This is a genomic window from Psychrosphaera aquimarina (assembly GCF_032461525.1).
In the GTDB taxonomy this organism is placed as follows: domain Bacteria; phylum Pseudomonadota; class Gammaproteobacteria; order Enterobacterales; family Alteromonadaceae; genus Psychrosphaera; species Psychrosphaera aquimarina.
Map to the genome: position 1 here is coordinate 200,476 of NZ_JAWCUA010000007.1, position 17,163 is coordinate 217,638.

9 protein-coding genes and 1 pseudogene are annotated in these 17,163 nt (G+C 36.6%); all 10 read right to left on the minus strand.

What is annotated here, in order from left to right; all coding sequences use genetic code 11:
* Positions 1-26: 26 nt before the first annotated feature.
* The 10 genes and pseudogenes from RT723_RS07540 to ligA all read right to left on the minus strand — a co-directional run bounded on the left by RT723_RS07540 (position 27) and on the right by ligA (position 17,029).
* Positions 27-1,574 carry a BcsE family c-di-GMP-binding protein gene (locus tag RT723_RS07540; RefSeq protein ID WP_315946523.1) on the minus strand — a complete coding sequence of 516 codons (1,548 nt, stop codon included), beginning with the start codon at positions 1,572-1,574 and terminating at the stop codon, positions 27-29.
* A gap of 87 nt (positions 1,575-1,661) precedes the next feature.
* Positions 1,662-5,510, minus strand: coding sequence for a cellulose synthase subunit BcsC-related outer membrane protein (locus RT723_RS07545; protein ID WP_315946524.1), 3,849 nt, complete (start codon positions 5,508-5,510; stop codon positions 1,662-1,664).
* Positions 5,500-6,611: pseudogene (gene bcsZ, locus RT723_RS07550) on the minus strand (cellulose synthase complex periplasmic endoglucanase BcsZ). The gene RT723_RS07545 and the pseudogene bcsZ overlap by 11 nt, the downstream one beginning before the upstream one ends.
* Positions 6,611-9,235, minus strand: a complete 2,625-nt coding sequence (gene bcsB, locus RT723_RS07560) for a cellulose biosynthesis cyclic di-GMP-binding regulatory protein BcsB (protein ID WP_315946526.1) — start codon at positions 9,233-9,235, stop codon at positions 6,611-6,613. Before bcsB ends, bcsZ begins: the two are co-directional and overlap by 1 nt.
* Before the next feature lie 95 nt (positions 9,236-9,330).
* Positions 9,331-11,970: a UDP-forming cellulose synthase catalytic subunit gene (gene bcsA / locus RT723_RS07565; RefSeq protein WP_315946527.1), complete on the minus strand. Its 2,640-nt coding sequence runs from the start codon at positions 11,968-11,970 to the stop codon at positions 9,331-9,333.
* 3 nt (positions 11,971-11,973) lie between these two features.
* Complete coding sequence (locus RT723_RS07570; protein WP_315946528.1) at positions 11,974-12,729, minus strand: cellulose synthase operon protein YhjQ/BcsQ; 756 nt, start codon at positions 12,727-12,729, stop codon at positions 11,974-11,976.
* A 34-nt stretch (positions 12,730-12,763) separates the two neighbouring features.
* On the minus strand, positions 12,764-12,937 hold the full coding sequence (locus RT723_RS07575) for a hypothetical protein (protein WP_315946529.1): 174 nt from the start codon (positions 12,935-12,937) through the stop codon (positions 12,764-12,766).
* A gap of 113 nt (positions 12,938-13,050) precedes the next feature.
* Complete coding sequence (locus RT723_RS07580) at positions 13,051-14,529, minus strand: sigma-54 dependent transcriptional regulator (RefSeq protein WP_315946530.1); 1,479 nt, start codon at positions 14,527-14,529, stop codon at positions 13,051-13,053.
* Between the two features lie 134 nt (positions 14,530-14,663).
* The gene (locus RT723_RS07585; RefSeq protein ID WP_315946531.1) at positions 14,664-14,996 is read right to left on the minus strand and encodes a DUF3392 domain-containing protein; all 333 of its coding nucleotides are present in this window, start codon (positions 14,994-14,996) and stop codon (positions 14,664-14,666) included.
* Between the two features lie 2 nt (positions 14,997-14,998).
* Complete coding sequence (ligA, locus tag RT723_RS07590; RefSeq protein ID WP_315946532.1) at positions 14,999-17,029, minus strand: NAD-dependent DNA ligase LigA; 2,031 nt, start codon at positions 17,027-17,029, stop codon at positions 14,999-15,001.
* Positions 17,030-17,163: the final 134 nt, after the last annotated feature.

A 17,163-nucleotide genomic window follows, 5' to 3' on the forward strand; every position in this document is an offset into this window, starting at 1 on the left:
ATGTAATGAAATTTTCAAAACTCATGTTATTTCAACTTTAAGTTGGCCGGAACAGCGACGTTTATTTCAAAGTAATCCATTTTATCAGAACGCATATTTTCCATCTTTTCTTTATGTTCCGTGAACTCAACTATTCTACTATGAAAATCAACCACTGGGTTATTTTCAATGTATTCGTGCAATTTCATAATTTGTAATGCGACGGCGTCTTGTGTTACATAACGTTTACCAGAACTGAAAATCAACAATGGTTCCGCGCCTAATATATGGGTTAACGTAATGTTAATGTCTTCATCTCGACAGCCAAATAAATAGATATATACAAAGTTGTCTATAATGCAATATATATCACCATGTCGTTGAAACTTGGCGTATTTGATCGTATCCATCGCCGCAATGCCTGAAGGAATTTTCAGTATAATTAACGAACTACTTATGCCATATTTTTTAGAACTATGGCTTAATTTCTCTAACTCTCCTTTAAAGATATTAGGCGCTAAATATCCCATCTGAGAAGGCATTAATTCTTCATCATAGATGTCGTAAAAGTCAGCTGTTAAATCACCAACAAATACCAAGTTTTCGGTGGCGCTAATAATGTTTGTTAAGGTGTTAATTTGTATTTTACGAGGCAAAATTAAGTTTGCGCCTAAACACCTTAATATATTCTGCTCTGTCATTCGCAGGTGTACATTTACTTCTAGCACAATAACTTTTAAGTTCTCACCAGCAAGCTGTCGTAATTTATATATTTTCTTTGCTAAATCTTTTAACGAAATAGAGTTTAAGCCATGAATAATTACCGTGGCCGATGGATTCTCTTTTACCAATCTAAACAGGTCATCTTGATCTTTGGCCAATTCCCATGAGCGGTTTAATATCACACTAATTTCAGTATGATTTTCGTCAACGATGACATTCGACTTCTCAAATTGCTCCGTCGCAAAGTTTATATTATCTGACTTAGTTAACGCGACTCTGCCGTTCAGATTTTGAACTCGATAATTTTGATTTACCACACAACCTGTGTCTGTATACCAAATGTCTATTTGTAACATGTTAGGGTCAACTTCACCCTCAAACTTCATTACACCATAGAAATCAGTACGATGTTCAGTTAACAGTGTTTGTACATTTGAGCCTTTATCGCCTTCACTAAATAACAAGACAATCGATACATTTTGTTTTTTAGCAAAATGTTTTAACTCAGTAATAAGCTGTTCATTATTTTTATTTGAACCTAATAATTGATCAGAAGCATCAATATAAAGAGCCCCATTTTTAATTCTAAGCTGGCTAAACTCAATAACTAAACGACTGATCTTTTTTGACAACTTAACTAAGCTTTTTTGCTCAACAGTAATAATATCTATCTGTTTATCGTTATACTTTTCAACAACATTAGGGTAATCCACAGCCACGTTACGAAACGTTAATAACGTATTATTATTGCCCGTAATATGGCTCATCAACAAATCAAACCAACTACTAGACTGCACAGTAATGCAATATACTCTGCCTTTTTCCAGCGCATTTATTAAAGGTGGTAAGCCCGTTATATTTAAATCAGACATGTAAAAACAGACCCTATAACTAAAGTAGTGCTTTGTGTTAAATCAATTAACAAAGATAAGGTGTTTACCAACACATTATTTATCATTTTAATAATCCATATAAATAGACACAGGATCTGGCCGTCTATTGGCCGGTTGAAGATTTGGTTCAAAATAATATTTTAGGTAAAAGTAGAGGCTATTGGGTGAGAAAAACTCTGACTTTTGAATCGTTAAATTTGTACCAAATATCCAGTGATTGGTTAACTTATATTCTATCATTGCATTCGCCGAATAACCTTGCCCTTTAGTATCCCCACCACTAAAACTATCCGAACTTACTAAGTCAAAAGCCGCTTGATATTCAGGGTGATTTGGATAAAACATAGTTTCATCATCACCTGACTCTGACCGAGAAATAGATAAATCAACTTGGTAAGTAAAGTCCCCCACACGTCCATAAAAATTAAGTGGGATTGAGGCCGCCATATATTTTTGCGGGCTATAATACCCACCCTGACCTAAAGTAAATTGACTTAGATCGTCTTGGTATTGCCAAGTAAATAAATTTAAACCTATGCTAGCCGTTAACCAATCACGATTAAACCAATCTAAATACACGCCCCCCATGGCACGGGTACGTTGATTTGATTTAATTTCAGTACCCGTAATAGCGCCTGCATCCGCTAATGCCCAAATCCCCCAACCAGTGCCTTGATCATAACTTAACGATAAGCCCATATTATATAAACTGACTCCGCCCCAAATAATGGAAGAATTTGGATCTTCGGTTCCGGAATAACTCAATAAAGAACTGGTAACCGGACGTTTACTAGCGCCTATAGACCAACCAATATTCCAAATACTATTGTTATAGTTAATGCCACCAACCCAATCAACAAGTTCAAAACCAATGGGTTTAGTTCCAATGTCAGCAATAAAGGATTCATTTTCAAATCCTAACGCAATTGAAAAACCGCTACGTTCTTGTCTTAACAATAAATTATCACAAGGGTCATCACACAAAGCAATGGTGCCAAACGTATCGTTTGCTGGATCGCTAACATCTAAAACACCAGCATTTAATATGGTTGGATCAATCTTAATATACCATTCGCCCATACCTAACCATGCGTTATCCATTGGAGCTGCATACGTTAAGCTTAATACAGACAAATCATATTCCGATGACCCTTGACCTCCTGACTTTGAATACTGCTTAACGCCTAATTCTAAACGTTGATTCTGTTTTTCACTGTGTTCACGTACCGCAGTTTGAAAACGGTTAACTAACCATGAGCCCTGATTGACTTCTATTTTACTAATGCTCTCATTGGAATTCATTAAGTCATAATATTCTTGTATTTTTTGTTTTTGTAAATGACTTAAATCACTAGTTGCGGTTTGTTGTATTAATTCATCACCAGTAGTAAAACTTCGAACGTCGAACTCGTTAGGATCACCAATATCTGTCATCAACGCAGTGTAGTAGCCTTTTTTCATTAAACTGTTGGCGTCTTCATTTAGTTCTGGCAATCGATAATAAAGTCGATAAGCAAAATCATAACCGACAGGATTAAAAGGATACATTTGAATAAACGGAATTAAATAGTCATCCTTAAATACTTGTTCAGATATATCTAACGTATCTTGATGATCTTCATATAGCGAAAATAATTGATAAAATCGATACGATTGAGAAGGTTCCAGCTTTACTAAATGCGACAGCGCCTCCCACATTTTCATTGGTTCTTGATTAACTTCCGCCACACGTAAGTTATCTGCCCAAACATCTGCAAGACTAGGGTAATCTGAGGTTTGACGGTCCAAAAGACTTGTTAGCTTAACGTCTAACTGAGTCGGCAAATCTCCTTGTTCAAGCAAGTCTATTGATAAATCGGCTAAATCCAAATTATTGACTAATGAGCGATCATCCTCAGCATAAACCTGAGTTAAGGTGTCGATAGCTTGGTCGGTTTGTTTAGTTATTAACTGAACTTGGGCAAGTCGTAATAATACATCAACCCGTTTGATCACTTCAGAACCTAAATTTGAATCGGCTAATGCCGATGCCAACAGCACAGTTTGTTCTAAGAATCCGTATTGAAACATCTTTTGCTGGATCTTAGACATATACACTAAGTTATTACTGTATACGTCAGATGCTCTTAGCAACAAAGATAAACGATTATGTTGAGTAGCTTCATCGACTTTCATCATTGCTAATGCAAACTCGTAGTCAGAAATATCATTGAGCACACTCTCTGTACGCGACTCTGGCGGTATACTTTTGAGGACGTTAATGGCACGATCGTACATATCTAAACTAGCAAGAATTAAACTGTGTGAGTACTTTACTTCCACCTTATCAGATATCGGTTGGTATAAGTTTAACGCCTTAGTTACGTCTCCTTGCGAGATATATAACCTTGCTAAATCATACGTTACCCATGGGTGCATTTGCACTATCTGTAAACCAGAAAGTAATAAGGCTTCTGCGTCTTGTTCATTCCCTTCTAACAACCGAGCATCGGCCTTTTCTCTTATTCGAGCTATCAATAAGGCATGGTAATCACTCAGTAATACATTGGTCTGTTGCAGTGAAAGACCCGATACCCAAGTGTCCATATTTAATTTGCCATAATGATTTAGTTTAAACTCCATTATGGTAACGAGAACCTGGCGACTTAAAGGGTCAAATGCTAAAAGCGATAAATATAGTTGCTCTGCGATAATAAGATCGCCGAGTGTTTCATGTAATCTACCGTCTAATAAAATATGATAGTTACTTTCGTCTTCAAATTTATATAACTCATTTATTTTATCTTGTGCTGTTTCAAAGTTTTGTCCGACAATGTCTCGTTCTACTTGGTCAATTAACGCCCAGTACTCTGTTGTTCGGATCAATGAAACACATACAGCCGGTGTAGGTTCAAAGAGTTCAATACAACGATTAAAAGCCGCAATAGCCCCATTAAAATCTTTTTTCCTGAACAACAACCGACCTTCAGATATGACCACAACTTGGTCATTAGCGTATTTTGTTTTAGCTGTTTCTAGCGCCAAAGATATTTCTGGCAAAGGATCATCGTTATCCAACATAATTGGCAGTTTTATTTTTGCTCTGTAGGCTGGATCACGCATTAAAATATTATGTTGCTTGATTGTATCTAAACCGTCTTGATAATGGTAAGTGATCCAAGTGTCATTTGGGAAACGCTCTAAATAATCCAAGAAACCTTTTTTATTAGTTTCTGATACTTCGGTATTCAGCAGCCCATATTGCCATAATCGTTTGGCCTCGAATTGCCATACGGTATTGAACGTCAATAAATACAACTCTTGATAAATTGCTAACTTATTTAATCCAGCTCTTAAGGAGTATTTAAAATACGCTAATTTTATTCGAGTATTAGCGGGATATTGTTTGCTAAGTTTTTCCAACTTATACAAAACCGTTGGTTCCAGCTCTGGCTGTACTTCAGTAATGATGTCCCAATACTCTAACGCTAAAGAATAATGAGGGTCTTTAGATTGGAATAATCCATCGTATTTATCTAAGGCTTGTTTATAGAGTTTACGGGTATTAAGTAGCCTGGCTTCAGATAATACTTCACGGTTATTTTGGTAAATATTAAGCAGTTGCAACAAAACATTATATTCATCGATGGATAACCGTGTTTTTATTTTTAATAAGGAAACTCTGGCTTCCTCAAAACGAGCTGACTCAGCCAAAAAACGAATGTTTTCTTGAAGATATATAAGGTTATTAGGCGCAACTTTACTAATTTTACTTAAGGTTTTTTCTGCTTGAAACAGGTTACGTTGTCCCATCTGAAATGACAGTTGTTCCAACAAAACGTTTACGCCTTGTTCGTTACTTTTTGCCGGATGTGTATTCATTAATAAAAGACAAAAAACGACACTCAATACCCAATGCATATGATTAATTTTCATTTTTCCAACTTACCGTCAATGCACCTGTATCAGTAAACGCAAAACGTTTTTCTGCCCAGCCTAAACCAAATAAGGCTAAAACACTTTGATAATAACTATTCGAATTTAAAAGGTTAGCCTTTTCTATTTTAGCCATAATGGTTTGTGTTAATTGTGGGTATTCTAATCGACTGACCAAAGGGAGGAAGCTAATATCAAACCCTATATTTCCAATATTGTTATACGCAAGCATATTAATATCGATAGACTCGGGGACGCCCTGTAATTTATTCACAAACCCAACGGACTTAGCAAAATGAAACTTGAACATTGGCCAATGCTCACTTTCATCAGACAACATGCCAGCCCATAAATATACCCTAATGGCATTATAACTTCCGTTCGAGGCTTGATTAAAGTTATTCGTTGATAAGTCATAATGAATCCAATCAGGGGCAAAACCACGGGGTGAGCTTTCCATGGTTAATAACAACGACGTTTGTTGAAGACTGCGCCAACGTTTATCTTCTAAATAAAATGCAAAATAATCCATCAATTGCATTGGCACATAACTGGGATTGAGTTTAATATTCCGCTTGTTATTCACAAAGCCAGATACCCCTGGCAATAAAAAATGACCTACATCGGCAACAAAATATACTTCATTTTGCAAAATCGCTATAGCAAGCTGATCCGCTAAACGTGCATATTCTGGTTTACCCCAAAGACGGCTTGCTTCATACAAACAATACAATATCCATAAATCTGAGTCTGACGCAGAATTTTGATCTAATACGTTACCGCGGCCAAGCTTATTCTTACCCCACTGCCATGCAGGTAAGTTGGTCGCCAAGTTTCCCTTTGATAAATGTTGTTCCGTCCAATTTATTAACTGGTCAAATAATTCAGGCTGGTTATTTACCAGAGCAAAAAAAGTGCGTATGACTGCCCTTCGGAGGTCGTAATGTTTTTGCCGCCATAAGGATCATTTACCCTACCTGACTCGGTAATAAATTGCGTTTGAAAAAACTGCCACAGAGGCCAGTTTTTAGCAGCCTCTTCTGAGAATACAGACAAACTTAAAACGAGAGTAAATCCCATAAGTAAGCCTCTGAGTTTCATTAATGATCACCATGAACACGTTTATACGATACAAATCTAAGAACACGCCACGCTATCATTGCAACCAAAAAGACCGAGAACAATACAATCGCTAACATCAAATTAGGTCTTTGCGCTAATTGATATCGAATGAACGCCCAAATTGGCAATTCACCGGTGTAATACTTCTCGCCAACGGTATTATGAACAATCTTGTTTTCATGGAAAATAACCGTAGAGCCTCTTAGTAAGTACAACTTAGCTTGATCTTGAAATACTTCCGATACCAAATCTAAACCAGATTTACGGGATGCCATGATAGATAATACTGAACGACCTGATGTAGCTGGTGACTCAAACTCTGACATAATTGCAATATTGCCCCAGTTTTCATTTTCAAAAGACACAAACACTTCATCTTCTTTAGTGTCTATAAATTGCCTTTCTTGTTGATGGCTGTCTTTAAACAAATCTTGAGTTAACGCTAATCTATGACTATTACGTTTAATTAACGCATTTAAACCATCATCTATTGAGTTGGATTCTTCGGTAAAAGAATTTATATAAATAACATCTTTGTTGTTTAACTCAACCTTAAGGTCTGATTTAGAAATCTGTGCTTTTGTAGCTGGATAACCTGTTATCGCAGAAAAGCGCGCAAACATCGTTAATGTCAGCTCTAATTCTTCTTCTGCAAATTTCTTAGGCAGTATAACCAAGGTTTCAGAAAGGTCTGCCATTCGCGTGAAAGGCAAACCAGAATAAGCTAAAGAAGCCATATTGGGCATTTCTGCATAATGTTCAAAGCCACTAAAGTCTAAAGTTGAATTTGAATCTATTTGAACAAATTTTTGTGACGGCTCATTTAAACATGCACGTTGATCGTCTTTTATAATGAAATCAAATTCCATTAGATTTTGAATACCCAACTGAAAACTTGGCAACATGAGCTCAGAGTTCATGCTAAATAATTCCTTAGCAAATGGCATTCGAATACGAGATCCACCTTCCCAAATACCATCACCTTCAGTTAGTTTAAACGACTCAACTAATGAATTATTAATTTTCACATTTAACATTGAAATATCTGGTTTTGCCGGTGGTGTATAGCGATAATTTAAGTCCACAGGTACGCCACGAGTTTCCCAAATAAACAAATCAGCTGGAATATGCATATTGACTCGAATCGGAGCTAAATAAGCCCCTTGTCGTTTTAATTCATCTTCATCATTCACAAATTCGCTAAATTTCATTGGGCGTTCATTATTGACCCATAATGGCGCTTGATAAGGCAATAATTTTTTAGAGTAATCAATTTTGCTAATATGAGAGGCTTGTCCGGATAAATTATTATGTCCAATCGCCACACCTTCAGCGGCCGTTTTTAATTGCTCAACATCTTTACCTAATACTAATAATAGCTTGTAATCTTTGTATAACGGGTGATTCGCCATAACAACCGTAGGTTGGTTGATGTCGGGATAATCCTTCAAAAAATAGGGTTTTTTGTCATTAGTAGCAAACACAATTGCGTTTGATTTTGGTAACTTATCAAATAAAACATCAAACTGATTACCGCGCCACTCGGCTTGCACGCCCAACCAACCAGCAATTTTTGTTGCCGCACTAACAAAATCAGTGTCCGTGGATTTAGGAAAGACAAAAGTGGCTAACTGTTTTGACATTTGTCTGGCATCGATAAAAGGAACCGGCAATAACGACAAGTCATTTTGTAGAGGCAGCTGATGTTCATTTAACACAATATTACTGGTGGATAATAATTCTAACCAAAGCCCTAAATGACCAGGGTCAAAACACTGACCATCTAGCGTTTCATAATACCCAAGTAGCTCAAATTTAACGTTATTAAACTCACGAAAACGATAACTCGGTAATATAATCTGTTTTTGAACAATTTTTCCAGCTTGTTTAGGGTCAACTGTGATCACGCCGGCCACTTCGTCATTTAAATAGATTTTTACTTGAGATTGACCAGTTACCATAGTTGGTGAATAAATAAATTCTAAGTTTAATGTTGCTTGCTCTACCACCCGATCTAAACGAGTACCAAAAGAAAAGTCCACACTGCTTTTGTTACCATTTAATTTTAAAGGCTGTTGATTAACTAAATCACTCAAACGAAAGGTAGAGTTAATCTTTTCTTTAAGTTGTGTATTATGTTGATTAATATTGTCAGTTAAGTGCGGTAATAACATTTTTCGTTTATGCACACTTTTTGCCCAATTGGCGAAGTAATTTTTATCTAACCACTGCTGTAAGCTCAAGTTATCTTGAGACTCGGTTGTATCGAATTCCGTACCTAAGCCTCTAATAAAGCCTGTAACTTCTGTTAAAGTGAGGTCCTTGCCATCACTGGTTAACTGCACATTGTCAGACTGTTTTATATAAGTAGGGGTTGAAATTGGAACCCATTCCACTGAAGAGAAATAACCATTTACAACTAACCACCGGTCTTCATCCACATCTGCGGTGAACAACATATCTTGCGGCCAGTTCCCTATTTTCTTTTCATTCTTTTTTGAAAAAAGCTCAACCGAGTCGGTAGAAACAAAAATAGAGCTCGAGATGGCGTTAACGGACATTAAGCCACAAAAAAACATCACAATAAAAGATTTAAATCTCATTTAATAATCAGCCTTACACTGTGAAAACAACGATTGTTAAACCGAAGTGATATATATTAAAACATTTTACCTATTCACAACTTACAAACCAAGTGTTAACTATTGGTTATCCTTGGAGATTTTGGCAGGAAGGATATTAGATAGTGCCCGATGTGATAAAGAGGTTTTATATTATCTCTAATGTAGCTATGTAGATAGAAGAATAAACTTGAATATCCTTTCATACCTATTTTAAATATACTCACTAAGCGACTGCTGATTATTTCTTTATCCCGATTCATTGAGTGAACTTCCCACGCATCAGCACGGGAAAAGGTAACTTGAATTAACTTTCTTAAGCTATCCATTGATTCATCATCAAACTTCACCCCTAGTTTATTATTCGACACAAATTTAACGGTGGTTTCAAATGAATGGATAATTTCATCTCTACGTAATACTACGGTAATTTTGTCCTCTAACTTAAACCTAATATCATCAGTCGAAACAACCTCTAAACCAATGCCCGATTCTGAATAGTCATTCATGATTGCTTCGTAGACAAATCCCTCTTTGGTATAGATAGCAAAAGGTAATTTATATTGAACTCTATGGGCAATACGAACCTGTTTAGATTCAGTAATTATTGCCATTACACCGCCAAGTACCATTAAATTATAAAAGGTCCAAATCATGTTCATGATAATCGTACTTATTTCACTTTCAGGACCAAAACCTATTCGCCAAACACCAAAAATAAGACCTATGATGTTTAGTGCAATCAGAATTAAATATGGGACCCCAATCCCCCAGTCAAAGTAATCTTTTTCAACTACCCCACCTTTTTCGGTGACGTTAAATTTACCTTTTCCAGGATTGATCAATGCAATTAATGTTGGCCTGAATATGTACCAAGCAAGCACGGACTCATATAACTCAGCCCAAAATGTGTTTCGGTATTGCCCTTGGTGTCGGCTATTGGTTAGGTTAGCTAAAAATATTGCTGGAACGACATATAAAAATATAGTTTCAACCGGTGCGTAGATTATATATGTGTGCAATAAAAGAAAGGTTAACGGGGCTGTTAAGAACACTAACCTAGGCAAACCATAGAAAAAATGCAACATCGCATTGCTGTAACAAATGCGCTGCATAAACGACAAACCTCGGCCTAATAACGGATTGTCAACTCTAAAAATTTGTAACATACCTCTGGCCCAGCGAATTCGCTGACCGATATGTGCAGATATACTTTCCGTTGCTAATCCGGCAGCCTGTTTTAAATTAACATAAGATGAGTCATAACCAAGACGATGAAGTTTTAAAGCCGTATGAGCATCTTCTGTGACGGTTTCCGTTGCAATACCGCCGACTTCTTCTAGCGGTTCACGCCTTAGCACTGCACATGAACCGCAGAAAAATGTCGCGTTCCATAAATCATTGCCATCTTGAATTTGACCGTAAAATAACTCACCTTCATTAGGCTCTTCATTAAATACATCCAAGTTCCGTTCAAATGGATCTGGAGAGAAAAAGTGATGCGGGGTTTGTACTAAAGCCAGATTTTTGTTTTTAATAAAACCGCCCATCGTCATTTGTAAAAACGAGCGAACTGGAACATGGTCACAGTCAAATATGGCAACAAACTCCCCCTTGGTTTTAGTTAAAGCGTGATTTAAATTTCCGGCTTTGGCAAAAGAATTATCTGGTCGAGTCATATAATTAATATTATTTTGCTCACAAAATGTCTTTATGTTTTCTCTTTTGCCATCATCTAATACAAACACATTCAATTTGTCATTCGGCCAATCAATATTTTGTGCTGCAAATACCGTCGGAATTAATACTTTTAGAGGTTCGTTATAAGTTGGTACAAAAATATCAACGGATGGCCATTGTTCATGATCTTTAGGTAATTGCACTATGCGACGCTGTAACGGCCATGCAGTTTGTATATACCCCATAACCAGCACTAACCAAGTGTAGATTTCAGCAGCTAACAAGCCCAAACCTAAAACAAAACCAATGCCATCATCGATATTTAATGACGTTGTCATGCGCCACCAAATATATCGGCTGGACATTAATATAGACAACATCATCATGATCAAGGTGGCTAAACGCCCAGGTGTAGACCTTAACCAAAGTGCAACCACCCAAAGTACCAATGAAAAAACAAGCTGATTTAAAGGTTCAAACGGCACGACAATCGCCCAAACACTTAGTCCAAGCATGAGCAAAATTAATGTAACTCTTAACCATTTGAATCGTAAGAATCTAATTTTCCTGTCATTTCTAGCTTGAGAAGTATTTTTTTCATTTAACTTAGAAATGATTTGTCGACCAGGGTTTATAAATGAAGCTCTGATAAAGGCAACGACAGACTTAGCTGCACTGATTTTGGCATTATTTTGCTGGATTATGATTCGTTTCTTACGCTGTGAATCAGTATAAAACAGTAATAAAAAAATAGACTGAATGGCTATTCTCAATAAATCAGGAATGGTAAATTTGTTAAACTTAATATGTGGGTATTTAGAACAAATATGTTGGAAGAAAATACTTAAACTGTACTTTTCAACGCGCTCTCCCAAAAAAAGCCAATTAAACAACCAAAGAGCAATGATGAATGGTTTATAAACAAGGGAACATTGTGTTTTTCTTAATTCACTTTTAATGAGTAAAAGCGTTTCAACCGCATTTTCATACGGGTATTTAGAAATGGAATTCCAAGTTAAGCGAAGAATCGTACTCAAACATTACACTCCGTTTTCATCAAACAAAGATGCATTTAATCTCATTGCCAAATGATAGAAGTCTTTAGATGACTTATAAAACTCGTTTAAGTCTACCACGCTGGTATTTTGCGCTAATGCTTGATGAATAAATTCATCTTCAAATATGACTCCTAATAATTTCAATTGAATTAAGTCTGTTGAAATTAAGGTTCTGATGTCAGACTCTAATTTATTTTCTGGATTATATCGATTAATGACAAACAGATCTTGATCGGTTGTTGTTCTAAATTTAGTTGAAAGCTTTGAGTAACTTGATACTTCACATGTCCCCACTGTTAGTTTCAAATCAAAATCTAAATTGAAATAACAATCGGACACCGATGAATAAGAGGGATAATCAACTAAAATTATGGTGTTTTTTGACTCAAAATCTATTTGATTAAGTATATCGTTAAAATAGTTAGGGTCTAAGGAATTAAGCGAGTTTAAGTCTGTATGAGGAACTTGACCAAATGGGAAAAATACGGTCTTGTTTTTATCGGAAAATGCGCTGTTTAGCCAAGGGGTATTTTCAATTAAACTTTTGTGAAAGCCTTCAAATCTATCTAACCCCATCCCAAAGTGTAATCGTAAATCATTATTTTTACAGAAGTCGAACACCAACACATTTAAACCAACTTTTGTTAATGCAACTGCTAAGTTAGATGTTATTGTTGTACAGCCAACACCCCCCTTAATACCTTGCACAACGACCAGCTTAAAATCTTTTTTTGCCATTGTGTTATTAAATGCTTTTTGGAATAAAGGTTAATTATAACAGCTCTGTCTGAGTTAGTAACATCCAGTTTGCTTTAATATCTTGACAATTTTTTCTCTGGTTAATTTCAGAGTATGAAATATTAGTAACAATACGTTTTTTTTCTTGTAAGTTTTTAATATCTTGCGACATAACCACTTCATTTGCTGTTAACTCATTGATACGCATAGTAACCTTACATTTATATGAAATACTTAAAGTTTTATCTCTAAGTGTCCATTGTTATCCAAGTTACATACCAATGACATAGGGATTCCCCCTACATTTCAACCATTTAACTTTTAGTCATCTTTATTAAGGTCATATTTACGCATTTTCTCAACTAATGTGGTGCGTCTTAAGTTCAATTGCTCCGCTGCTCTGGCCACCACATAATCTGTACTTTGCAAAGCTTGTTCTATTAAATTCACTTCTAACTCAGCCAAAAATTCTTTTAAATCAATCCCTTCTGTAGGAAGCATCATTGACGTTGGATCCGCCACCATGGTACCTGACATAGTAAAATCATCTGTACCATCGTCATCTGGATCATCATGGTCTGCAAACATATCAATCAATGCTTGGCGTTCCATGATTTCGTCTGGGTATTCCGGAATAAAAGGCAAGTCATCTGTATATCGATATTTTTGCGGTAGATCATGAACGTCCACCATTTGGTTTGGAAACATAATTAATAAACGTTCGACTAAGTTTCCAAGTTCACGAACATTACCAGGCCACTGGTGCTGTTTTAAAGACTCTAGTGCCCTTTCCGTCAAATTAAACTTAGCTTTATGCTCTCGTTCAAAACGATGTGTAAACTCTTGTACTAACAATTCTAAATCGTCAGCTCTTTGACACAATGAAGGTGATTCAATTGGGAATACATTTAAACGGTAGAATAAGTCTTCACGAAACTTACCTTCTTCAATCATGTCTTCTAAGTTTCTATGCGTTGCGGCAACAACTCGAACATCGGCTTTAATGGCTTTGGTTCCACCAACTCTTTCATACGTTCGTTCTTGTAAAACTCGTAATAATTTCACTTGCATTTGCAGTGGCATATCACCAATTTCGTCTAAAAATAACGTCCCACCTTGCGCTAACTCAAATCGGCCTTTACGAGAAGATATTGCGCCAGTAAATGCCCCTTTTTCATGACCAAACAGTTCACTTTCTAATAACTCTGCCGGTATTGCGCCACAGTTAACTGGCACAAATGGGCCTCCAACACGGCCTGATAATAAATGTACATTCCTCGCAATCACTTCTTTACCTGTACCTGACTCACCGAGGATCAGTACATTGGCTTCTTTATTGGCGACTTGATTAATCAAAAAACGAATTTGGTTCATTGGTTCCGTATTTCCAATTAAACCTTCAAATTTGTTACCTTGAGTTGCGTTAGGTGCCTTTGGCATTAACCGTTTGTATTCTTGGCAATCGCGTATTTGTTGTGTAATGACGGGATATAGGAAAGGTTCGCTTAGGATCCCTAAGACGTTTTTTTGCTCAAATAAGTATTTTAAAGTATCACCCAATAATAAAAATGGTATAGCCGGTTGTGACTTAACAATAGACTCATGCTCACCACTTGACAATGCACCTAATATGCAACAAGTCACGACGTCTTCAGGAATGCATTTACTGGCAAAATTAGACTCAGTAACCACTTCACATTGTTCTCCAATGAATACTAAAAGACCAGCCATAAGGTTAGCTCTTCGTTCATTCTCATCCAATATTAAGATGTTGTGCACCGCTGGTATTTGTTGTGTCATGATTTAATTCAGGCTATTTACTTTTTATTATCAATCAATTGTAACCAGACTGATCTGAGTTGCAAGTGTTAAAAAGCATAATTCGCCTGAAAATTGACGGTTCGCCTTTATTTTGACAATTTAATTCAACCCGTTTATATCTGTCTTTTACGCTCAGCGTAAACGCCCAAAGCAATAAAGCAGCCGATGACCGTAATCGCTAAATACATGGAAGAGAGTGCTGCAAGCTGGGTTTTGAGTATGTTAGTTAACAATACTGTTAATGCACCATAACCAAAGGTGCAAACAAATATAAAGATTGTGGTACGCACTACAAAGTTGGCTGAACTTATCTGTCTTTTTAAATATCGATTGATATCACCACCTGTGATCACTAATAAAGAAGCCACTAAAGCGAGAGCGATATCATTATTATAAGGTCTAAGCATCCCGCCAATTTGAGTTAATACATCATAAATGAAAGACATTACTAATTAACTCCGTGTTGTTTAAATAACGCCAACATATCGTCTTCAGTTAAAACCGGAACCCCTAAATCCTGAGCTTTGGTTAACTTAGAACCTGATTTTTCTCCTGCAATTAAAAAGTGAGTTTTCGCAGACACGCTACCTGCAACTTTGGCTCCTAAAGATACTAAAGCATTTTTAGCTTCAGTGCGTCCCATCTCATTCAAAGAGCCCGTTAACACATAGGTTAATCCCAACAACGGTAGTTCAGACTCTTGTTTTTTCTCAATAATTGGCCAATGAACTCCGTGTTCAATTAATTGTGCAATAACGTCTAGATTGTGTGATTCTTTAAAAAAAGCCAATATATGGTTTGCCACTATGCCGCCCACATCTGAGACAGTGATTAAACTGTCGTAATCTGCGTTTTTTATGTTTTCAAGTGTTTGATAATGATTTGCTAAATTAAGCGCCGTTGATTCACCAACTTCACGAATACCTAACGAATATAAGAATTTAGGCAATGTTGTTGATTTAGAGTCTTGTAACGCTTGAACTAAATTTTGTGCTGACTTAGGCCCCATTCGTTCTAAGTTAGATATTTGTTGTTCGGTTAACACAAACAGATCAGCAGGAGATTGAATTAATTGTTCATCTACTAGCTGTTCAACGATTTTATCCCCTAAGCCGTCAACATCAAACGCTTTACGGGAAGCAAAATGTTTGATGGCTTCCTTACGTTGTGCGCCACAGAACAGACCGGCTGTACATCGAGTAACAGCTTCACCTTCTGGTTTTTCAACTTGAGAATCACACACTGGACAAGTAGTTGGAAATTCGATGATTTTCGCATCATCAGGGCGTTTATCTAACACCACAGATACTATCTGAGGGATAACATCACCTGCACGACGAATGATCACTGTGTCACCTATCATAATGCCCAAACGCTCTATTTCTTCAGCATTGTGTAACGTTGCATTGGAAACCGTTACTCCACCAACAAAGACAGGTTGTACTTTCGCGACAGGGGTAATTGCGCCGGTTCTACCCACTTGAAACTCCACATCGTTTAACACAGTTAACTCTTCTTGCGCAGGGAATTTATACGCTATTGCCCACCTTGGCGCTCGGGCAACAAAGCCTAACTCGTCCTGCAAATCTATGTCATTTACTTTTAATACCGTGCCATCAATTTCATAATTTAACGATGCGCGTTTTTCGCTTACGTTTTTATAAAAGTCGAGTACATCATCAATGCCTTGTGCTACCGTAATTTCAGGACAAACTGGTAAACCAAAAGACTTCACTTGTTGCAATCGATCGTAATGGCTTTCGGCTAACTCAAATTCGTCAGAGACCACACCTAAACCATAGGCATAAAAAGCCAAGGGTCTAGCTGCGCTAATTTTTGAGTCTAACTGTCGCAAACTCCCCGCTGCTCCATTACGTGGATTAACCATAGGTTTAGTGCCATTTTCTATGGCCTGTTGATTAAAGGCGAGAAAACCATCTAACAACATAAATACTTCACCTCGGATCTCTACTCGTTCTGGGAAGTTATCGCCAATCAAAGATAATGGAATGCTTTTAATGGTTTTCACATTTTCTGTTATATTTTCACCAACGGCACCATCACCACGAGTAGCGGCTCTAACTAATTTGCCATTCTCATATAAAATACTCACCGCTAAACCATCTAGTTTAGGCTCACAACAAAATTCAAAATCTTGATTGGTTTTTAGACGGTCATTAATTCGTTTATGAAATGCGACAAACTCATCTTCAGTCATCGCATTGTCTAACGACAGCATTGGTACTTCATGCGTTACTTGATCAAATTTATTTAACGCTACTCCTCCTACCTTTTGAGTCGGTGACTGTGGACTTAATAAATGAGGATATTCAGCTTCTAACGCCTGTAATTCACGAAATACTCTATCGTACTCTGCATCAGGTATGCTTGGGTTATCTAAAACGTAATATTGATAATTATAGGTATTTAATAATGAAACAAGCTCAGAAATACGAAGAGAAATAGAATCTGTGGACATGAATGATGATCCCAATAAAGAATGCAAACTATTTAATGTGGGGAGTATAAGAAACTTAGTCAAATATTGAAACTGAAGATGTTAAAACTAGTGAATGCTTTAGTTATTATCTAAAAAAACAACATATACTGATT

Bases quoted from the DNA above. Each gene is read 5' to 3' on its own strand.
- RT723_RS07540 (WP_315946523.1), bottom strand. From the start codon at position 1,574: ATGTCTGATTTAAATATAACGGGCTTACCACCTTTAATAAATGCGCTG.
- RT723_RS07545 (WP_315946524.1), bottom strand. From the start codon at position 5,510: ATGAAAATTAATCATATGCATTGGGTATTGAGTGTCGTTTTTTGTCTT.
- bcsB (WP_315946526.1), bottom strand. From the start codon at position 9,235: ATGAGATTTAAATCTTTTATTGTGATGTTTTTTTGTGGCTTAATGTCC.
- RT723_RS07570 (WP_315946528.1), bottom strand. From the start codon at position 12,729: ATGGCAAAAAAAGATTTTAAGCTGGTCGTTGTGCAAGGTATTAAGGGG.
- RT723_RS07575 (WP_315946529.1), bottom strand. From the start codon at position 12,937: ATGCGTATCAATGAGTTAACAGCAAATGAAGTGGTTATGTCGCAAGAT.
- RT723_RS07580 (WP_315946530.1), bottom strand. From the start codon at position 14,529: ATGACACAACAAATACCAGCGGTGCACAACATCTTAATATTGGATGAG.
- RT723_RS07585 (WP_315946531.1), bottom strand. From the start codon at position 14,996: ATGTCTTTCATTTATGATGTATTAACTCAAATTGGCGGGATGCTTAGA.
- ligA (WP_315946532.1), bottom strand. From the start codon at position 17,029: ATGTCCACAGATTCTATTTCTCTTCGTATTTCTGAGCTTGTTTCATTA.